At 60.3% G+C, this 20,662-nt stretch carries 14 protein-coding genes; 12 read left to right on the top strand and 2 right to left on the bottom strand.

Annotated features, from left to right (window positions below):
* Positions 1-116 precede the first annotated feature (116 nt).
* Positions 117-986 (top strand): oxaloacetate decarboxylase, encoded by an 870-nt coding sequence (locus tag H043_RS0109455; protein WP_007968750.1) that lies wholly within the window; start codon positions 117-119, stop codon positions 984-986.
* Positions 987-1,269: 283 nt separating this feature from the next.
* Here the strand turns inward: H043_RS0109455 and H043_RS0109450 are convergent, their stop codons facing one another.
* Complete coding sequence (locus H043_RS0109450; protein WP_027611634.1) at positions 1,270-2,505, bottom strand: M20/M25/M40 family metallo-hydrolase; 1,236 nt, start codon at positions 2,503-2,505, stop codon at positions 1,270-1,272.
* Between the two features lie 126 nt (positions 2,506-2,631).
* Positions 2,632-3,705, bottom strand: a complete 1,074-nt coding sequence (locus tag H043_RS0109445) for a diguanylate cyclase (protein WP_027611633.1) — start codon at positions 3,703-3,705, stop codon at positions 2,632-2,634.
* 190 nt (positions 3,706-3,895) lie between these two features.
* Between H043_RS0109445 and H043_RS0109440 the strand changes: the two genes are divergently transcribed.
* The 11 genes from H043_RS0109440 (at position 3,896) to H043_RS0109390 (ending at position 20,651) form a co-directional block, all read left to right on the top strand.
* Positions 3,896-5,347: an NAD(P)/FAD-dependent oxidoreductase gene (locus tag H043_RS0109440; protein ID WP_027611632.1), complete on the top strand. Its 1,452-nt coding sequence runs from the start codon at positions 3,896-3,898 to the stop codon at positions 5,345-5,347.
* A gap of 21 nt (positions 5,348-5,368) precedes the next feature.
* Positions 5,369-6,295 carry an alpha/beta fold hydrolase gene (locus H043_RS0109435; RefSeq protein ID WP_027611631.1) on the top strand — a complete coding sequence of 309 codons (927 nt, stop codon included), beginning with the start codon at positions 5,369-5,371 and terminating at the stop codon, positions 6,293-6,295.
* 184 nt (positions 6,296-6,479) lie between these two features.
* On the top strand, positions 6,480-7,979 hold the full coding sequence (gene glcD / locus H043_RS0109430; RefSeq protein ID WP_027611630.1) for a glycolate oxidase subunit GlcD: 1,500 nt from the start codon (positions 6,480-6,482) through the stop codon (positions 7,977-7,979).
* Positions 7,979-9,028, top strand: coding sequence for a glycolate oxidase subunit GlcE (gene glcE, locus H043_RS0109425; protein WP_027611629.1), 1,050 nt, complete (start codon positions 7,979-7,981; stop codon positions 9,026-9,028). Before glcD ends, glcE begins: the two co-directional genes overlap by 1 nt.
* Positions 9,029-9,030: 2 nt before the next feature.
* Complete coding sequence (gene glcF / locus H043_RS0109420) at positions 9,031-10,251, top strand: glycolate oxidase subunit GlcF (protein WP_027611628.1); 1,221 nt, start codon at positions 9,031-9,033, stop codon at positions 10,249-10,251.
* Between the two features lie 88 nt (positions 10,252-10,339).
* Complete coding sequence (locus tag H043_RS0109415; RefSeq protein ID WP_027611627.1) at positions 10,340-11,728, top strand: VOC family protein; 1,389 nt, start codon at positions 10,340-10,342, stop codon at positions 11,726-11,728.
* Between the two features lie 457 nt (positions 11,729-12,185).
* The gene (locus tag H043_RS0109410) at positions 12,186-12,701 is read left to right on the top strand and encodes an Hcp family type VI secretion system effector (RefSeq protein WP_003226246.1); all 516 of its coding nucleotides are present in this window, start codon (positions 12,186-12,188) and stop codon (positions 12,699-12,701) included.
* A gap of 135 nt (positions 12,702-12,836) precedes the next feature.
* Complete coding sequence (tssI, locus tag H043_RS0109405; RefSeq protein ID WP_027611626.1) at positions 12,837-14,879, top strand: type VI secretion system tip protein TssI/VgrG; 2,043 nt, start codon at positions 12,837-12,839, stop codon at positions 14,877-14,879.
* Positions 14,869-15,606, top strand: a complete 738-nt coding sequence (locus tag H043_RS0109400; RefSeq protein WP_027611625.1) for a DUF4123 domain-containing protein — start codon at positions 14,869-14,871, stop codon at positions 15,604-15,606. Before tssI ends, H043_RS0109400 begins: the two co-directional genes overlap by 11 nt.
* On the top strand, positions 15,606-20,264 hold the full coding sequence (locus H043_RS28985) for an RHS repeat-associated core domain-containing protein (protein WP_256214160.1): 4,659 nt from the start codon (positions 15,606-15,608) through the stop codon (positions 20,262-20,264). The genes H043_RS0109400 and H043_RS28985 overlap by 1 nt, the downstream gene beginning before the upstream one ends.
* Complete coding sequence (locus H043_RS0109390) at positions 20,265-20,651, top strand: hypothetical protein (protein ID WP_027611624.1); 387 nt, start codon at positions 20,265-20,267, stop codon at positions 20,649-20,651. It begins immediately after the preceding gene.
* Positions 20,652-20,662 lie beyond the last annotated feature (11 nt).

Raw genomic sequence — 20,662 nt, 5'->3', positions numbered from 1 at the left:
CGCCTCACTCGCAAATTCGTCATGAACCTTGACCCATTCGCGTGATAGCCTTTTCATTCTTCGGCGTTGACACCTTTGCTCAAGCCGTTCCATTCCTTTGTATTGGTGGAACTCGTATGACCAGGCTTTCCCATCAAGATTTGCGCCGTAACTTCCGTCAATTGCTGGCTTCCGACACCTGCTACCACACCGCCTCGGTGTTCGACCCGATGTCCGCGCGCATTGCCGCAGACCTGGGTTTTGAAGTGGGGATCCTCGGCGGCTCCGTGGCCTCGCTGCAGGTGCTGGGCGCCCCCGACTTTGCCCTGATCACCCTCAGCGAATTCGCCGAACAGGCCACCCGCATCGGCCGCGTTGCCCAGTTGCCAGTGATCGCCGACGCCGACCACGGTTACGGCAACGCCCTCAACGTGATGCGCACCATCGTCGAACTGGAACGCGCCGGCGTCGCCGCCCTGACCATCGAAGACACCCTGCTGCCGGCGCAATTCGGCCGTAAGTCCACCGACCTGATCTCGGTCGCCGAAGGCGTCGGCAAGATCCGCGCGGCGCTGGAAGCCCGGGTTGATTCGGAAATGGCAATCATCGCCCGCACCAATGCCGGGATTCTGCCGAATCAGGAAATCATCAGCCGCACCAAGCAGTACCAGGCCGCCGGTGCCGACGGCATCTGCATGGTCGGGGTGCAGGACTTCGATCAGCTCGAGCAAATCGCCGAACACCTGACGGTCCCGCTGATGCTGGTGACCTACGGCAACCCGGCGCTGCGCGACGACAAGCGCCTGGCCGAACTCGGGGTGCGCGTGACCATCGACGGCCACGGCGCCTACTTCGCCGCGATCAAGGCGACCTACGACAGCCTGCGCGAACAACGCCAGATCTTCACCCAGGCCTCGGACCTGAGCGCCACCGAGCTGACGCACACCTATACCCAGCCTGAGGATTACATTCTGTGGGCGAAGGAATACATGAGCGTCAAGGAATAAGCTGCGGTCAGATCTGGCCCCTTCGCGAGCAAGCCCGCTCCCACAATGGATCTTTCAGTGAACACAGCATTGGTGTTGAACACAGATCCCATGTAGGAGTGAGCCTGCTCGCGATGACGTCGGCACATTCAACACCCATTTAGCCTGACCCGCCGCCTTCGCGAGCAAGCTCGCTCCCACAGTGGATCTTCAGTGAACACAGCATTGGTGTTGGACACAGATCCATTGTGGGAGCGGGCTTGCTCGCGAAGGCGTCAGTTGCAGCACCGCTAAACCGAAGAACTCAGCGTTTGGCCAACTCCATGATCATCCGCGACAACAGATAAATCCGCGGCGCCACGCTCGCCACTTCGGCGTATTCCTCAGGCGTATGGATATTGCCGCCGACAATTCCGAAACCGTCCAACGTCGGCGTACCCACCCCGGCGGACAGGCTGGCATCCGCCGCGCCACCACTGCCCTCTTCGGTCAGCTTGCGGCCGATCTCGCCGTAAATCCCTTGCGCCATGGCCATCAAGCGATCCGATTCCGCCGTTTGCGGCATCGGTGGCAGTCCGCGTTTGAGGCTGGTGGTGACTTCGGTTTCGGCGATCAGCTTGTCCTGCGACACTCGCGCCAGGTCTTTCTCGATCCGGTCGAACTCTTCCGGCACCGCCGCACGCACGTCAGCCTTGGCGGTGGCGTGGTCCGGGATCACGTTGGTGCGATCACCGGCCTGGAGCACGGTGAAGTTGATGGTGGTTTTCTTCGCTTCGTCGCCGAGTTTGCCCAGTTGCAGAATCTGGTGCGCCGCTTCCATCGCCGCGTTCCGCCCCAGTTCCGGCGCGACTCCGGCGTGCGCCGCCTTACCCTTGACCTCGACCAGCGCGGTCGCGCTGCCTTTGCGCCACACCACCAGTCCATCGGCCGGACGCCCAGGTTCGAGGTTGAGGGTCACGTCGTGAGCCTTGGCGGTTTTCTTGATCAGGTCGGTGGCGACGTCGGAACCGGTTTCCTCGCTGGCGTCGAGCAAAAAGGTGATTTGCGCGTAATCCTTGAAGTCGAGGTTCTTCAGAATTTTCAGCGCGTAGATCCCGGCGACGATGCCGCCCTTGTCGTCCATCACCCCCGGCCCGTAGGCGCGGCCGTCCTTGATGTGGAACGGGCGCTCGGCCGCGGAGCCTTCCTTGAACACCGTGTCCATGTGCGCCATCAAGAGGATTTTTGCCTTGCCGGTGCCTTTGAAGGTCGCCAGCACGTGGTTGGATTTTTCCGGGGTGTTGGGCACCAGTTCGATGGTGGCGCCGAGCTTCTTCAGCTCATCGATGGCGATCTCGCTGACTTGTTTCAGGCCCGGTTCATAACCGGAACCGGAGTCGATGTTGACCAGCCGTTCCAGCAGTTTCAGGGCTTCGGGCTGATACTGCTCGGCATCCGCCAGCACTTGCTTGTGCGGTTCGGCGAAGGCGCTGGCGGAGCTGAGGACGAGGGACAGGCCGAGGCTGGCGGCCAGCAGCGAGCGGGAAAATGAGAACGTCATGAATCGATCCTTGTTTCGCGTCGGGGGGAATTGAACCGTACCTGACATCGACGCAAGGCTCTATACCGGATGCGACATCTCCGCGGCCGACACCGAACACCTGTAGGAGGAAATTGTGCTGGGCAGTCAGACCGAATCGAGCAGTTCCTGCTTCGGCAGATCATCACTGTTGCAGATCACCCGATTGCGCCCGCTCGCCTTGGCCTCGTACAGCGCCTGATCCGCATCATTGAGCCAACGGGTCGCGTCGCCGTGTGCCGGTTCGTAAGCCGCCAGACCAATGCTCAGACTGACCTTGAGCGCCGGGTTCTGCTCGTAACCCAGGGTGGCGAAACGCTCGCGCAAGGCTTCCATGGCCTGCGCGGCATTGAACAGCGGCAGGTCAGGCAGGATCACGCAAAACTCGTCGCCGCCATAGCGCCCGGCGACGTCCGCAGCGCGCAGGTTCTGCTTGAGCATTTTGCTCAACTGGCGCAGCACGATGTCACCCGCCACATGCCCGTAGGTGTCGTTGATCGCTTTGAAGTGATCGATGTCGATCAACGCGATCGCTGCGCCCTGCTGCTGCCGGCGGCAACGTTGAAAGGCGATTTCCAGTTGATCCTTCCACGCGCCGTGATTGAGCAGTCCGGTGAGGCTGTCGGTGCGACTCAGGGCCAGTAGCTCACGCTTGTGCAGGCCCAGCGTGTAGGCTTGGCGAAAGCAGATCCAGCCCAGCGCCAGCGGGTACAGCATCAGCAACGGCAGGCAGGCATAAAGCTGCAGAGGCGAGGTTTGCGGGATGAACGCCGGGGCGAAAACCACCAGGCCGACGCCGATACCGAGGATCTGCGCCGCCAGGCCTGCGGCGAGAAAACGTAATCCGCCGATGGCGACGTTATTCATCGCCATCATCGAAATGGTGGTGGCACTGGGCAGCGGATTGAACTGCATGGCGGCGACCCAGAAGCCGCCCATAAAGGCATCAACCAACAGATTGCGGTGTTCCGCATGGTAAGGAACGCTGGCACGACGGGCCCATTGAAACGCCAGGTGCGGCCAGACCAAGCCGTTGAACAGCATCAGCGCCCAGGCCCACAACGGCGGGTCGAGCGGGTACATCGCCGCGCTCACACACAACAGCCCCAGCACCAGCCCGAGGGTTCGCGATGTATAAAGCCTCCTGGCCAATGAAAGTCCCTTTCCCCCCTTGTTTCGCATAAGGGCCTCGACCACTCAACGGAACCTGCGAACACCGTCAGACGGATGTGCTGGAAGTCTAACAGGCAGCCGTTAAATAGCTATCACCGGCCAGCCGCTGAATACCGCGCCATCGCCGTCGCGCACAGGGCAAATTTTTAGCTATACCTGAAAGGACGAAAACGGAAAAACGACTATAAGAAGGAGGCCCATGCAGACCTACCGAGTGTTGATCATCGGCAGCGGATTTGGCGGCCAATGCGCGGCGGTCAACTTGCTCAAGGCCGGAGTCGACGACTTTCGCCTGCTGGAGAGAAGGGACTTCTTCGGCGGCACCTGGTGCCAGAACACCTACCCCGGCGCGGCGGTGGATGTGCCGTCGCCGCTGTACTCGCTGTCCTTCGCGCCGTACCGCTGGACGCAGATGTTCGCCGCCCAGGCTGAACTGCACCAATACACCGAACATGTCATCGAGCGCTTCGGCCTGCGCGAGCGCGTGGAGCTGCAAACCAACGTCGAACGCATCGAATGGGACGACGCCGAACAGCGCTGGGCGGTGCATACCAGCAAGGGGATTTTTTACGCGCAGTTCGTGATCAACGCCTCCGGGCCGTTGAGCCAACCGGTGATCCCACCCTTCCCCGGCCAGGATCGCTTTGAGGGCAAGACTTTTCATACCAACAATTGGGATCACAGCTACGACTACCGTGGTAAACGCGTGGCCATCGTCGGCAGCGGCGCCAGTGCCGCCCAGGTGATTCCGGCGATTGCTGCCGAAGTCGAGCAATTGCACGTGTTCCAGCGCACGCCGCATTGGGTGTTGCCGCGCGCCGATCGCAGGTTCGGGCCTTTCCAGCGCTGGCTGCTGGGTGTCAAACCGGCGTACAAGCTGCTGCGCTGGCTGCTCTACTGGCAATTCGAAACCCGGGTGATCGCCTTCAAATACTCGAAACCGGCGATTCACCTGGTTCAGCGTCAGGCGCTGCGTTTTCTCAAGCAACAGGTGCCGGACCCGGTATTGCGCGCAAAACTCACCCCGGACTTCACCATCGGCTGCAAGCGCATTCTGCTGTCCAGCACCTATTACCCGGCGCTGACCCGGCCCAACGTCACGTTGCACAGCCGTGAGCAAGGCATCGCCGCGCTCGATGAAACCGGGATCACCACCACGGACGGCCAGCACATCGACGTCGATCTGATCGTCTGGTCGACCGGCTACGACGCCACCGACGGCGTGGTCTCCTACCCGGTGACCGGCAGGCACGGCGTGCAACTCAAGGACGTCTGGGCGCAGTACCCACGCGCCTATCTGGGCACCAGCCTGCCGGACTTTCCCAACCTGTTTATCGTCACCGGCCCCAACACCGGCATCGGGCATACCTCGGCGCTGTTCATCATCGAAGCGCAGATGAACTACATCCTCGACTGCATCCACACCCTGCAGTCAAAAGGCCTGCGCAGCATCGAAGTGCGCCCCGCAGCGGAACGTACCTACACTGCAATGATCCACCGTGAGATGGAACGCACGGTGTGGAAGTCCGGCGGCTGTCACAGTTGGTATCAGAGCAAGAGCGGTCATGTGATCGCGATATTTCCGGGCTTCAGTTTCAGCTACTACCGGTTGACCCGGACGCTGAAACCGGCTGACCACATTCTGTCCTGAACACGTAAAAGGAAGACGTCGATGCTTGTGCTGTTTGTCGCTCTCGCGGTTTTCGTGGCCTGGAGCTGGTTGAGTTATCCAGCGATCGGCCATTGGTTGTACGACCTGAGCACGGCGCTCGAGGCCAAGTTGTACAAGTTGCACAAAATCGAGGTGCCGATTGCCGAAATGACCGTCTCGACCTGGCAGGGTGGCCCCTATGAAGCGGCCAGCGCGATCCTGATGCTGCACGGCTACAGTGCCGAGAAAAATCTGTGGCTGCGCTTCGCCAGGCATTTTGTCCGCCAGTACCGGGTGATCATTCCGGACATCGCCGGTCATGGGGAAACCGGGTTCAAGGCAGGTGGCGGCTACGACATTGCGCTGCAGGCCAAGCGCATGATCCAGCTGCTGGACGTGTGCGGCGTGGAGAAAGTCCACGTGATCGGCAACTCGATGGGTGGCTACATCGCGGCATGGCTGGCAGCAACCTATCCGGAGCGGATTGCCTCGGTGGCGCTGATCGACCCGGCCGGTGTCACCGCGCCACAGGCCAGCGACATGGAGCGCCACCTCGCCCGTGGGCATAACCCGTTCCTGATCAACTCCCGGGAAGAGTTCCGCCAGTTTTATGCGATGACCATGGCCTCGCCGCCGTGGGTGCCCGGGCTGGTGCTGGACGCCATCGCTCAGCGATACGAACGTCAGCGTGATGAACTGGAAGAGATCTTCCGCGACTTCCGCGCCAGCCCGCCGATGGAGCCGAAACTGGCCGATATCAAATGCCCGGCGCTGCTGCTTTGGGGGCGCAAGGACCGCTTGATCGACGTCAGCAGCGTGCCGGTGTGGAGCAAGGGCATCGCCAATCTGCGGGTCGAAGTGTGGGATGGCGTCGGGCACATGCCGATGGTCGAACAACCGGGGAATACCGCGCGGTTGTATCGGGAGTTTCTGGGCAATCAGCGTTGAATTCCACCGCTGGTATTGTGGCGAGGGAGCTTGCTCCCGCTGGGGCGCGAAGCGGCCCTGCTCCAGCGCATGCGACTAGCCTGCCCCGCCACAGTATCGATCTCAGGTCTGCTGCGCAGCCCAGCGGGAGCAAGCTCCCTCGCCACAAGAAGCCCTCTTGGCGATAAAGATTCGGAAGGTCGAAATGAACATTCTCTACGACGAACGCCTCGATGGCCCGCTACCGGAAGTAAACAAAGCCGAGTTGCTGAAAACCCTGCAGCGCGCCCTCCCGGATCTCGACCTGCTCTGGCGTGAAGACGAACTCAAGCCTTACGAATGCGACGGTCTCTCGGCCTATCGCACCACGCCGATGCTGGTCGCCCTGCCCCGGCGACTCGATCAGGTGCAGACCCTGCTCAAGCTCTGCCACCAACACAACGTGCCAGTGGTGGCCCGGGGTGCCGGCACCGGGTTGTCGGGCGGTGCGCTGCCGCTGGAAAAAGGCCTGCTGCTGGTGATGGCGCGTTTCAACAACATCCTGCACATCGACCCCGCGGCCCGTACCGCGCGGGTTCAGCCCGGGGTGCGCAATCTAGCGATTTCCCAGGCGGCCGCGCCGTTCGGCCTGTATTACGCGCCGGATCCGTCGTCGCAGATCGCCTGCTCGATCGGCGGTAACGTCGCGGAAAACGCCGGTGGCGTGCATTGCCTCAAGTACGGCCTGACCGTGCACAACCTGCTGAAAATCGAAGTGCTGACCATCGAGGGCGAACGTCTAACACTGGGCAGCGAGGCCCTCGACTCGCCGGGTTTCGATTTGCTGGCGCTGTTTACCGGCTCCGAAGGATTGCTCGGGATCATCACCGAAGTCACGGTCAAATTGCTGCCCAAACCGCAGCTCGCCAAGGTCTTGCTGGCCAGTTTCGACTCGGTGGAAAAGGCTGGCCGCGCCGTGGCCGACATCATTGCCGCGGGGATCATTCCCGGGGGCCTGGAAATGATGGACAACCTGGCGATCCGCGCCGCCGAAGACTTCATTCACGCGGGTTACCCGGTCGATGCCGAGGCAATCCTGTTGTGCGAACTCGATGGCGTCGAAGCCGATGTCCACGACGATTGCCTTCGGGTGCGCGAGGTCATGCTCGAGGCCGGCGCCAGCGAAGTGCGGCAGGCCCGCGATGAAGCCGAGCGTGTGCGCTTCTGGGCCGGGCGCAAAAACGCCTTTCCGGCGATTGGCCGCTTGTCGCCGGACTACTACTGCATGGACGGCACCATCCCGCGCCGCGAATTGCCCGGCGTGTTGCACGGCATCGCCCGCCTCGGCGCCGAATACGGCTTGCGCGTGGCCAACGTGTTTCATGCCGGCGACGGCAACATGCACCCGCTGATTCTGTTCGACGCCAACCAGCCCGGCGAACTGCAGCGCGCCGAAGCGCTGGGCGGGAAGATTCTCGAACTGTGCGTGCAGGTTGGCGGCAGCATCACCGGTGAACACGGGGTCGGCCGCGAGAAAATCAATCAGATGTGCGCGCAGTTCAACAGCGCTGAGCTGAGCCTGTTCCACGCGGTCAAAGCCGCGTTCGACCCGCAAGGCCTGCTCAACCCCGGCAAGAACATCCCGACTCTGCATCGCTGCGCCGAATTCGGTGCGATGCACATTCATGCCGGACAACTGCCATTCCCCGAACTGGAGCGCTTCTGATGGCTGATTTCGACGCCAGCAGCGCGCTGCTCGATCAGGTCAACCAGGCCCGGGCCAACGCCACGCCGCTGAAGATTCAGGGCGGCAACAGCAAGGCGTTTCTCGGCCGCGAAGTGGCCGGTGAAGTGCTCGACGTCCGCGCACATCGCGGCATCGTGCGCTATGAACCAACGGAACTGGTAGTCAGCGTGCGCGCCGGTACGCCGTTGCGCGAGCTGCTCGCGGCGCTCGACGCGGCCGGGCAGATGTTGCCCTGCGAGCCGCCGGCCTTCGGCGACAGCGCCACGGTGGGCGGGATGATCGCCAGCGGACTGTCCGGGCCACGGCGGCCATGGTCAGGTTCGGTGCGCGATTTTGTCCTCGGCACCCGGGTCATCACTGGCCTCGGCGAGCACCTGCGCTTCGGTGGCGAGGTGATGAAAAACGTCGCCGGCTACGACCTCTCGCGCCTGTTGACCGGCAGTTTTGGTTGTCTTGGGGTGCTGACCGAAGTGTCGCTGAAAGTCCTGCCGAAACCGCGTCAATGCCTGAGCATCCGCCTCGATATCGATTGCGCACGGGCGCTGACCAGACTGGCCGAATGGGGCCAGCAACCGTTGCCGATCAGCGGCGCCTGCCATGATGGGCAAAGCCTGTATCTGCGCCTTGAGGGCGGCGAAGGCTCGGTCACCGCCGCGCATCAACGGCTCGGCGGCGAGCCGCTGGATTCAACGTTCTGGCGCGACCTGAACGAGCAACGCCTGAGCTTTTTCGACGAAGGTCTGCCGCTGTGGCGCCTGTCACTGCCGAACAATCTCGGGCCGCAGGACTTGCCCGGCCAGCAGTTGCTCGACTGGGCCGGCGCGCAACGCTGGCTGAAATCCGATCACCAACACATTCAAATCCTCGCCCAGGAACTCGGCGGCCACGCCACCAGCTTTACCCATGGTGCCAGCGACACACCGTTCCAGCCGCTAGCCCCGACGCTCATGCGTTATCACCGGCAACTCAAGGCGCAACTCGACCCGCAAGGGCTATTCAACCCCGGCCGGATGTACGCGGAGTTCTAGCCATGCAAACCACCCTCAGCGAAGAGTCCCGACAACTGCCGCGTGCGGCCGAGGCGGAAAAAATCCTCCGTACCTGCGTGCATTGCGGTTTTTGCAACGCCACCTGCCCGACCTATCAGTTGCTCGGCGATGAGCTTGACGGGCCGCGCGGACGCATCTATCTGATCAAGCAAGTGCTTGAAGGCGCTCCCGCTACCGAGCAGACACAACTGCATCTGGATCGCTGCCTGTCCTGCCGCAACTGCGAAACCACCTGCCCTTCCGGTGTCGACTATCACAACCTGCTGGATATCGGACGGGCGGTGGTCGATCAGGCGGTGCCGCGCTCAGCCGCCCAGCGCTTGTTACGCGAGGGTCTGCGCGCACTGGCGCCGAACCCCGGGGTGTTCAAGGGCTTGTTGCGGGTCGGCACGACGTTCCGGCCTTTGCTGCCGCGCCTGTTCGAAAGCAAATTGCCCCAGCGCTCGCCAGCGTCTGGCACACGCCCTGCTCCGCGCCATGCGCGTCGGGTGCTGTTGCTCGAAGGTTGCGTGCAACCGGGCCTGTCGCCTAACACCAACGACGCGACGGCGCGGGTACTGGATCGGCTGGGCATCAGCGTCACCCCGGTGGCCGAGGCCGGTTGTTGTGGTGCCTTGGACTATCACCTCGACGCCCAGGCCAAAGGCCTCGACCGCGCCCGGCAAAACATCGACGCCTGGTGGCCACACCTGCAAAACGGTGCCGAAGCGATCGTGCAGACGGCCAGCGGTTGCGGCGCGTTCATCAAGGATTATGGGCATCTGCTGGCGCAGGATCCGCGCTATGCCGACAAGGCGCGGCAGATCAGCGAACGGACGCTGGATCTGGTGCAGGTTCTCGCGCAGGAACCCTTGGAGAAACTGTGCGCCGCCAGCCAACGCCGGATCGCCGTGCATTGCCCCTGCACCTTGCAACATGCGCTGAAACTCGGCGGCGCGGTGGAAGCGCTGCTGACCCGGCTGGGCTTCAACCTCACGGCGGTGCCGGACGGGCATTTGTGCTGTGGTTCGGCCGGCACCTATTCGCTGACGCAACCGCCCCTTGCCCGGCAACTGCGCGACAACCGCCTCAATGCCTTGGAGAGCGATCGCCCGGACCTGATCGTCACCTCCAACATCGGTTGCCAGAATCATCTGGCCGGCGCCGGGCGCACCCAGGTTTTGCACTGGATCGAACTGGTGGATCAGTCGTTGGCAGAATGAAGTTCGTAGGATTCTTCGTTTGCCGCCGTCGGCGAAGGCTGCGATCTTTTCCTCCATCCAAACCGTGACCGTGGCAGGAATTTTTTTCATGACCGTGCAGCCTTTCGTCAGCCCCGACCTGATCCGCCAACGCTTCTCCAAAGCGATGTCCGACATGTACCGCGAAGAAGTGCCGCTGTACGGCGCGCTGATGGAGCTGGTGGATCAGACCAACCGCGAAGTGCTGGCGGCTCAGCCGGACATCGCACGGCAGCTCGACAGCACCGGTGAAATCCAACGGCTGGACATGGAGCGCCACGGCGCCATCCGCGTCGGTACGGCCAAGGAGCTGGCGACCCTCGCCCGTTTGTTCGCGGTGATGGGCATGCAACCGGTGGGTTATTACGACCTGACCCCGGCGGGCGTGCCGGTGCACTCCACGGCGTTTCGCGCGGTGCATGAAGCGGCGCTGCAGGTCAGTCCGTTTCGGGTGTTCACTTCGTTGCTGCGTCTGGAACTGATCGAAGATCCCGAGCTGCGCGCGTTTGCTGAATCGGTACTGAATCAGCGTTCGATCTTTACCCCTACTGTCTTGCACCTGATCGAGCAGGCTGAGTCAGCGGGTGGGCTGAATGAGCCTGAAGCGGAGGAATTTGTCCTGCAGGCCCTGGAGACCTTTCGCTGGCACCACAGCGCAACCGTCACCGCCGCGCAGTACCAGACCCTCAGCGCTCAGCACCGTCTGATCGCCGATGTGGTGGCGTTCAAAGGCCCGCACATCAATCACCTGACCCCGCGCACGCTGGACATCGACGGGGTTCAGGCGCAAATGCCGGTGCACGGCATCACCCCGAAAGCGGTGATCGAAGGGCCACCGCGTCGGCACTGCCCGATCCTCCTGCGCCAAACCAGTTTCAAGGCGCTCGACGAGCCGATCACTTTCACCGACCAGCACAACACCCGTGGCAGCCACAGCGCGCGCTTCGGCGAGATCGAACAACGCGGCGCGGCGCTGACGCCCAAAGGCCGGGCGCTGTATGACCGCCTGCTGAATGCCGCCCGCGATGAACTCGGTGACTTCCCCAACGAAGGCAACGCCGTACGCTACAACGCGCTGATGACCCAGCACTTTGGCGAATTTCCTGACAGCGTCGAAGGCATGCGCGAACAGGAGCTGGCGTATTTTCGCTACTTCCCTACGGAAAAAGGCCTGACAGCGGGTAGCCTCACGTCGGCATCGCTGGAGGATTTGCTCCGTGAGGGCCATGTGAAAGCTGAACCGTTGGTGTACGAAGATTTCCTGCCGGTGAGTGCGGCGGGGATTTTTCAGTCGAACCTTGGGGACGCGGCGCAGACGCACTATGGCGAGCACTCGAACCGTCAGGCGTTTGAACAGGCCTTGGGCCGCGCGACGATTGATGAGCTGGGGTTGTATGCCCAGACGCAGCGGCGTTCGATTGAGGAGTGCGCCCAGGTTTTGGACCTGAAACTGTTCTGACTGTGGCGAGGGAGCTGGCTCCCGCTGGGCTGCAAAGCGGTCCTCGTTTTGGGAGCGCTGCGCACTCCAGCGGGAGCAAGCTCCCTCGCCACAGAATCAAATGTTGCCTCTAGCGCAGTCGCGACAACAAGGCGAAACGCTCGACGCTGGCCCTTGGCCTTACTGCGCAACTTCTTGCGCACTTATTCGGTGAAAAAGGCAATTCATCGCGCTGCAGGCCTTGACTGGCGTGGCTTACAGCCAAGTGCGCAACTTCTTGCGCAGTACTGCGCAAGAAGTTGCGCACTTTCCCTCTCGATTCAGAAAAAAACATCGGCAAAACCACACGCCAGAGCCACTCCACCCCCGGTTGCCGGGACCTTCGGCAAACCTGGCACGCTCCTTGATAACAGTCAGGCACCCACCGGGCGATTTCGCCTCCCGGGCACCCTAAATTTATCCGCAAGGAGAGCACCCCATGGCAACACCAGCGTACATGTCGGTTACCGGCGAAAAACAAGGCCTGATCACTGCCGGCGCCTTCACCGCCGACTCCGTTGGCAACACCTACCAGGAAGGCCACGAAGACCAGGTCATGGTTCAGGCGTTCAGCCACGACGTGATCATCCCGCGTGACCCACAATCCGGTCAGCCAACCGGTCAGCGCGTGCACAAGCCAGTGATCATCACCAAGGTCTACGACAAGGCTTCGCCTCTGCTGCAAGCTGCTCTGACCTCCGGCGAGCGCATGAGCGAAATCGTTATCCAGTGGTACCGTACTTCTGCTCAAGGTACTCAAGAGCACTACTACACCACCAAACTGGAAGACGCGATCATCGTCGCCATCAACAACAAAATGCACAACTGCCAGGATCCAGGCAACTCGCACTTCACCCACCTGGAAGAAGTGCAGTTCACCTACCGTAAAATCACCTGGACCCACGAAGTATCCGGTACTTCGGGTTCCGATGACTGGCGTGCTCCAGTCGTTTAATTACGGCTGATCGTTACAAGCATCGACCAGCCCTGCTGGTCGATGTTGTTTACGCCCCTCCAGAATTTCGCGTACGTTGAGCCGCTTTTTTTGCGGCCGTCGACGAGCGCCGCTGTACAGCACGAGGAACAAGGGATGTTCGCGCCGGCCAATGAAACCCACTTTGCCCTGACCATCGAAGGGCTCTCCGCCGATTTTCAGGTATTTACCCTGACCGGCCGGGAAGCCATCAGCCAGCCTTTTGTGTTTGAGGTGGAGCTGGTCAGTGAGCAGCCGTCGCTGGACCTCGAAACCCTGCTGCACAAACCGGCCTTTCTGCAGCTGTCGCCCGATGGCAGCGGCATCCACGGCCAGATCTATCGCGCCGCGCAAGGCGATTCCGGCAAGCGCCTGACGCGCTATTCGGTGACCCTGCGCCCGCAACTGTCGTACCTGGCGCACCGCGTCAACCAACGGATCTTCCAGAGCCTCACGGTGCCGAAAATCATCGGCATGGTTCTCGAAGAGCACGGCATTCAAAGCAACGCCTACGAATTCAAGACCGGTTCGATCTATCCCGAGCGCATCTACTGCGTGCAATACGATGAATCGGACCTGCATTTCATCCAGCGCCTGTGCGAGGAAGAAGGTATTCACTACCACTTCCAGCACAGCGCTACAGCGCACAAGCTCGTCTTCGGCGATGACCAGACGGTGTTCCCGAAACTCAAGCCTGTGGCCTACCAGCAAGACTCCGGCATGGTCGCCAGCAACCCGGTGATCAAGCGTTTCGACCTGCGCCTGGAAACCCGCACCAGCCGCACCACGCGCCGCGATTACGACTTCGAAAAACCACGCCTGACGCTGGAAAGCGAAAACCGCGGCGACGCCCTTCCCGACCTCGAAGACTACGATTACCCGGGCCGGTTCATCGACCGCGAGCGCGGCAAACACCTGGCCAAACGCGCCCTCGAACGCCACCGCAGCGACTTCCAGCTCGCCGAAGGCAAGAGCGATCAGCCGCTGCTGGTCAGCGGCCATTTCCTCGCCCTGACCGAACACCCGAAAGCCAAATGGAACGACCTGTGGCTACTCACCGAAGTCCTGCACGAAGGCAAACAGCCGCAAGTGCTGGAAGAGTCGGTGACCAGCGACACCACTGCCCTTAAAGACGATTTCCATCAGGGCTATCGCAACCGCTTCCAGGCGACCCCGTGGGACGTGCCGAACCGTCCACCGCTGCGCCACCCGAAACCGCGCATCCTCGGTAGCCAGAGCGCAGTGGTTACCGGCCCGAAAGGCGAAGAGATCCACTGCGACCAGTACGGCCGGGTCAAAGTCCAGTTCCACTGGGACCGCGAAGGCCAGGCCGACGACAAGACCAGTTGCTGGCTGCGCGTCTCCAGCGCCTGGGCCGGCGCCCAGTACGGCGGCATCGCCATCCCGCGCATTGGCATGGAAGTACTGGTGACCTTCCTTGAAGGCGACCCCGATCAACCGCTGATCAGCGGCTGCCTATACCACAAGGAAAACACCGTCCCGTATGAGCTGCCGGCAAACAAGACCCGTAGCACCTTCAAGACCCTGAGCTCGATGGGGGGCGGTGGCTACAACGAACTGCGCATCGAAGACAAGAAAGGTCAGGAGCAGATCTTCCTCCACGCCCAGCGCGACTGGGACGAGAACATCGAGCACGACCAGAAGATCCGCGTCGGCAACGAACGCCACGACACCGTCGAGCAGAACAGCTACACGGAATTCAAGGCCGAAGAACATCACACCGTCTACGAAGACCGCAAAGTCGAAGCCCGCGCCAACGACCACCTGACCGTGGGCGTCAACCAGCACATCAAGATCGGCACCGGCCAGTTCATTGATGCCGGCCAGGAAATCCACCTCAGCAGCGGAATGAAAGTCGTGCTCGAAGCCGGCGCCGAGTTGACTCTGGTCGGCGCCGGCAGCTTCATCAAGATCGACGCCGGCGGCGTGACCATGAGCGGCCCGACGATCAACATCAACTCCGGCGGCAGCCCCGGCAGCGGCACCGGCGCCGCCCCGCTGATGCCCGGCGTGCTGAAACAGGCCGACGCCGACAAGGCCGGCCAGGTCCTGACCCCGGCCCAGATCAACACCCTAAAACGCAACGCGCCGTTCTGCGAAGAATGCGAAAAATGCAAGGCAGGTGCCTGTGCCATCTGATCGACTGACACCCAAGGACTGGCTGGCACAACAGCCGCTGCAGACTGGCGAGCGCCTGTACCTGATCATCAGCGCGGCGAGTGATGCCGATGCACTGAAAACCCTGTACCTGACCGAACCCACCGCCCAGCTCCTGCCAATCTGGGGCGGCACGCCCTACTCCACTTGGCAACCAGTGATGCCCTACGTCACCGAACTCAAACCGAACTCGGCATTCCTGCCGTGGATCGCCGAAACCGACGCCCTCGACTGGGGCTGGCTGGCCGTCTCACGCGCCGAACCGAACGAGGTGTTCGAGCACCTGCGCAGCCTGACGCAGGTAAAGATGCCGGACGGGACCGAGGTGTTTTTCCGGTTTTGGGATGGGCGGCATATCTACCCGATTCTGAAGGGGCTTGGGGAGAAGGCTGGGGAAGTACTGCCGATGTTTGAGCGGTATCTGATTAATGGGCAGGCGCTGGAGGTTGGGACACGGGTGTTGCCGAAGGTGAAGGATTGGCCGTGGTGGGAGGTGCCGAAGGATTTGCTGGATGGCTTAGCCAAAGAGAACCCGACGACACTGATCAGCAACCTGATGCAGTGGCTGGAAGAAGATCGCCCGGACATTTACAACGCTTGGCCTGAGCACAACCTGAAGCTGAAAGTCAGCCGTTTCGTGCGCCGCCCGGATGCGCCGAAAAACCTTAAAGAAGCACTGTTAAACCACCTGATTCTGGAGCAAGGCTGATGGATCGCGTTGCCTTTGTTGACAACCAACTGAACACCTTCAAGGACAGTCTGAAGCTGTATCAGGAACAAACCAAAACCTGGTACGCAAGGGCCGCCGACAAGGCCAGTCGAGCCGCAGACCTGCCCTCCCTGCTAGGCATGGAGCGTGTGATCAAGGTTGGCGACACCAGTAAATCGGTGAGCATGACCGACGGTGATTTCTCCTCGAACGTGGCTCAGTGTCCTCTCAAAGGTCCATTGCTGATCGAAAGTAAATTCGAATCGGTCTACGACATCCCGATTGGCGACATCGAAGTCGAAATCGTCGCGGTGGAAGGTGGTGCGGTCAGCAAAGTCAAACTCGACGCTCAAGGCAAGGCTGAGTGGACCGGAGGTATTCCCGGCAAGTTCTATCAGATCCGCGTTCACAACGAAGTGACACCGGCGCAGATAGACGCCCTCTTCAGCTCCTACAGCGGCGTGACCGCTGATCTGGAAGGTTTCCTGCGTAAAGAGTGGGCCGGGTTCAAGCCGCAATGGTCGAACCTGTCAGCTTCGGGCACCGCGATGGCCATCGGCAATGGCATTCTTGAAGGTGGCTGGGAGGCCATCAAGGGTGTGTGGGATGGCATCAGTCTGGTGCTCGATATCCTGCAAGACCCGAAGAAATTTGCTAAGGATCTTGGGGCTGGTGCTGATGAGCTGATCAAGGTCGCCAAAAGCTCGCCAGATGTCATGAAAAAGGCCATGTTGCTGGCCAGTGACGAAGCCGCACTGTTCCTGCTGGTGCGCAGTGCAGTGATCTGGTTGGCCGGTTTGCCACCCATGAAGATGGCAGGCGACGTGGCGAAAATGACCACAGCGATCGTCGTTGGTATCGCGATCGACATCGTGATTGGTGTGGTACTCACCATCGCAGCCGAAGGCACCGGGATCATCTATCTCGCTGCCCGACTCAAGAAGTACGGTGAGTTGGTGCTCAACGCCGTCATCGGTTTCGTGAAGTCGTTGTTCAAGATCATCAACGGCTTTATGGAATACGTCGCGAAGTACACAGCGGTTGCGGCGCGGGGTGTGACGGCCAAGGTGAGGAATGGTATTTCCGAGTTGCGTTTTGACGGGAAGAAAAACGCCAAACTCGCGGATGGCAAAATAGCCGACGATGCTTCCAAACAGGCAAAAACGCCTGCCGAGAAAAGCGCGGAGCCGGCAGCCGACACTTGCACCAATGGATGTCCGGTTTCAATGGTTACCGGTGAAGAACTGTTGACGCTGACCGACGGCCAACTTGACGGTCTGCTGCCGTTTGAATGGACCCGTCTCTACCGAACCAGTGCAGTGGAAATCGATTGTGGCCTGGGTTATGGCTGGAGCCATGCGCTGGCGCATCGCCTCGAGATCAGTGACGACGAAGTCATCTGGACCGACCACGAAAACCGCTCGACACCCTTCCCCCTCCCAAGCGAACAACGTCCGGCAATTACCAACAGCCTGTCGAAGGCCGCGATATTTCTTGGAGACGATCCGTCAGAACTGGTTCTGGCACAGGCAGGCAAACGTCCATCGTTCTACCACTTCCGCTTCAACAGCAAAGGCGCCACCCTGATCGCTATCAGCGACAGCTATGGCAATCGGCTGCACGTCACGCGCGATATCCACGGTCGGATCAAGCGTCTCGATAACTGTGCCGGTCGCGCCCTGCTGCTGCGCTACGACCGCAAACACATTATCGCTGTGGACTATCAACAGTTCCTGCCGGCGGACAACCTGGAAGATGCCTGGAATACCGTTCAAACGCTGGTGACATACAGCTATGACGCACAGCACCGTCTGATCGAAGCGAAGAACGCGGCCGGCGAAGCCGAGCGCTATCGCTACAACGAACAGCACGTGATTCTGGAGCGCCAACTGGCGGGCGGCGCGGCCTTCTATTGGGAGTGGGAGAACGAAGGCAAACTGTCTCGTTGCATCCGTCACTGGGCCAACTTCTCGCAGATGGAAGCGCATTACGCCTGGGACGATAAAGGCAGCGTAACGGTAACCAACGCCGATGGCAGCGAAGAGGTCTACACCCACGACGACCAGGCGCGACTGATCAGCAAGGTCGACCCGGACGGCGCCGAACACCTCAAGGCGTACAACGACAAAGGTCAGTTGATCGCGGAAAAGGATCCGTTGGGTGCCGTCACCGAATACCGGTACGACGACAACGGACTGATGACTGCCGTCATCCCGCCGGAAGACGAAGCCACCACGTATGAATACATCAATGGTTTCGTCAGCGATGTTCATCGCGGCAAAGCCAGCTGGAAGTACCAACGTAACCGTCAGGGCGACATCACCCAGCAAATCGACCCGGACGGCAATGCCACGCTATACAGCTACGATGCCCAGGGTCGCCTGCTGGAGATCCGCCACCCCGATGGCAGCCGCCATCAACTCGGCTGGAACAACCTCGGGCAGTTACTGGAAGAACGCCTGCCGGACGGCGGCCAGCGTAAATATCGCTACGATGCACTGGGTCGGCAGATTACCCGTCAGGAAGAATCCGGCGCCATCACCCACTACCAATGGGATGCGGCCAACCGCCTGGCACAAGTCACGCTGCCGGGCGGCGCAACACGTGCCTTCACCTACAACGCCTATGGCAACGTCACCGCCGAACGTGACGAACTCGGCCGCATCACTCGCTACGAATACGCCGACAACCTGCACCTGGTCAGCCGCCGCATCAATCCGGACGGCAGCCAACTGCGCTACCGCTACGACAACTCGCGTCTGTTGCTCACTGACATCGAAAACGAGCGCGGCGAACATTACCAGCTCGATTACTACTCGAACGGCCTGATCCAGCAGGAAACCGGCTTCGACGGTCGCCGCACGGCCTACGAATACGACCTCAACGGCCAGTTGCTGAAGAAAACCGAATTCGGTGATGACGGCAGCGAACTTGTTACCGAATACCAGCGCGATACCGCTGGCCGTCTGCTGGTAAAAACCCTCGCCGATGGCGAAGAGATTCATTACAGCTACGACGCTTTGGGTCGTCTGGTGAATGTCGACGACGGCCACTGGCCGCTCGCCTATGAATACGACGTGCAGGATCGCCTGATCACCGAACACCAGGGCTGGGGCACCACGCGTTACGAATACGACAGCGTTGGCCAACTGAGTCACTGCCGTCTCCCTGACGGCAGCACACTCGACTACCGTCACCTGTCCGGCGGACGCCTGAGCAGCATCGACCTCAACGGCTCACGCCTGACCAGCCACCAGTTCAGCGCCGGTCGCGAACAACAGCGCCAGCAAGGCCTGTTGCTCAGCCAATACCAATACGACGAACAAGGCCGCCTGCAAGCACACACCGTCGGCCAGCGTGATAAAAACCTGTTCCAGCGGCGCTACAACTACGACGCCAACGGCAATCTCGCCGGCATTGACGACAGCCGCAAAGGCAATCGCAGCTACCATTACGACCCGCTCGATCGCTTGGTCAGCGTACGCGGCACGACACCGGAAAGCTTCGCCCACGACCCGGCGGGCAACCTGCTCGGTCAGAACAACGAAGGCACGGCCAACCTCGCCAACGTCAAAGGCAACCGCTTGCTGATGCAGGGCGACCGTCATTACGACTATGACGCCTATGGCAACCTGATCCGCGAACGTCGCGGCACGGGCCAGAAACTCGTTACCGAATACCGCTACGACTGCCAGCATCGCCTAATCGGCGTCAGCCTGCCGGGTGGCAGCACCGCGTTCTACAAATACGATGCCTTCGGTCGTCGTATCGAAAAAACTGTCGATGGTCAGACCACCGAGTTCTTGTGGCAAGGCGAACGGCTGATCGCCGAAAGCGCAGACAATCGCTATCGCAGCTACATTTACGAGCCGGGCAGCTTCCGTCCACTGGCGATGCTTGATGGCGAAGGCCCGCGCAAAGCCACGCCGTTTTACTACCAACTCGACCACCTCGGCACACCGCAGGAACTCACCGACTACAGTGGCGAGATCATGTGGTCCGCGAAGTACCGCGCCTACGGTAACCTCGCTGCGCTGGACGTCAGCGAAATCGATAACCCGCTGCGCTTCCAGGGTCAGTATTTCGACGCCGAGACAGGGTTACATTACAACCGGCACCGCTACTACAATCCGGGCACTGGGCGGTTTTTGACGCCGGACCCGATCAAGCTTGCGGGCGGGTTGAATAACTACCAGTACGTGCCTAACCCTACGGGGTGGGTGGATCCGTTGGGTTTGAGCGGTAACTGTCCTGATGCGGATAAGAAATTACCGCAAGGTGCAACCCCTGGGTCTACTTCAGGGGATACAGTCAAAGACGCAGGACCTTCCGCTCCCCCAGAACCACCACCTATCGGTCAGGGATATCACAATGAGGTTTATGGAAGTAAACCAGTAAAACCACAAGATGCAGTAAAACGATGGGAAGATTTCTTAGGTGAGGGGCCGTATACAAATATTCATCCTAGGACTGGGTTACCAGACAACGATAGAATTGTGTCTGCCGACGGCAAGAGAAGTATTCGGTATGGTAACCACGAAATGAGTAGCAAACCGAATAAGCATCACTACCATGAAGAGACGTGGACACTAGATCTAATAAACAATGTAATGAACGTCGACAACACCGTAATACGAGTACCACTAGGAACAAAATAAATGAATATTACGATAGCAAGCATAGTTAAAAGTACGCACAATAAAATACTTGTCGAGTATTCAACACCCTATGGAAAAGGCTTATCAGTATTTACAGGTTCGCCCCCTAACGCAAATCAAACACTTGATGTCGAAATCAATATAGATGATGAGTTCATTTGGGGAGAAAACTTGACCCCCTCCTCAAAAAACACGCCTTCCATATCCTTCGAACTAGGATTCACATACATCACAGGAGAGTTAATCGTTATTGAGGACGACGGTTGCGGTGTATTAAAAATTGGGGATGCGATAATACTAATTTCTCTTGAGCAAAAAAAACATACCCTACCCATATACGTAGATATTATTGCAAAAGAAATCTCCATCCACCCAACCAACATATGAGCAAGCAATAC

This window comes from Pseudomonas sp. URIL14HWK12:I6 (assembly GCF_000514195.1).
GTDB lineage: Bacteria > Pseudomonadota > Gammaproteobacteria > Pseudomonadales > Pseudomonadaceae > Aquipseudomonas > Aquipseudomonas putida_A.
Note: the sequence above shows the minus strand (reverse complement) of the source record. Positions and strands in the feature narration are given on the sequence as shown.

Excerpts from the sequence above, each read along its gene's own strand:
- H043_RS28985 (WP_256214160.1), top strand. The coding sequence starts at position 15,606 with ATGGATCGCGTTGCCTTTGTTGACAACCAACTGAACACCTTCAAGGAC.
- glcE (WP_027611629.1), top strand. The coding sequence starts at position 7,979 with ATGGCTGATTTCGACGCCAGCAGCGCGCTGCTCGATCAGGTCAACCAG.
- H043_RS0109410 (WP_003226246.1), top strand. The coding sequence starts at position 12,186 with ATGGCAACACCAGCGTACATGTCGGTTACCGGCGAAAAACAAGGCCTG.
- tssI (WP_027611626.1), top strand. The coding sequence starts at position 12,837 with ATGTTCGCGCCGGCCAATGAAACCCACTTTGCCCTGACCATCGAAGGG.
- H043_RS0109445 (WP_027611633.1), bottom strand. The coding sequence starts at position 3,705 with ATGCGAAACAAGGGGGGAAAGGGACTTTCATTGGCCAGGAGGCTTTAT.
- glcF (WP_027611628.1), top strand. The coding sequence starts at position 9,031 with ATGCAAACCACCCTCAGCGAAGAGTCCCGACAACTGCCGCGTGCGGCC.
- H043_RS0109435 (WP_027611631.1), top strand. The coding sequence starts at position 5,369 with ATGCTTGTGCTGTTTGTCGCTCTCGCGGTTTTCGTGGCCTGGAGCTGG.
- H043_RS0109390 (WP_027611624.1), top strand. The coding sequence starts at position 20,265 with ATGAATATTACGATAGCAAGCATAGTTAAAAGTACGCACAATAAAATA.
- H043_RS0109455 (WP_007968750.1), top strand. The coding sequence starts at position 117 with ATGACCAGGCTTTCCCATCAAGATTTGCGCCGTAACTTCCGTCAATTG.
- H043_RS0109415 (WP_027611627.1), top strand. The coding sequence starts at position 10,340 with ATGACCGTGCAGCCTTTCGTCAGCCCCGACCTGATCCGCCAACGCTTC.
- H043_RS0109440 (WP_027611632.1), top strand. The coding sequence starts at position 3,896 with ATGCAGACCTACCGAGTGTTGATCATCGGCAGCGGATTTGGCGGCCAA.
- glcD (WP_027611630.1), top strand. The coding sequence starts at position 6,480 with ATGAACATTCTCTACGACGAACGCCTCGATGGCCCGCTACCGGAAGTA.
- H043_RS0109450 (WP_027611634.1), bottom strand. The coding sequence starts at position 2,505 with ATGACGTTCTCATTTTCCCGCTCGCTGCTGGCCGCCAGCCTCGGCCTG.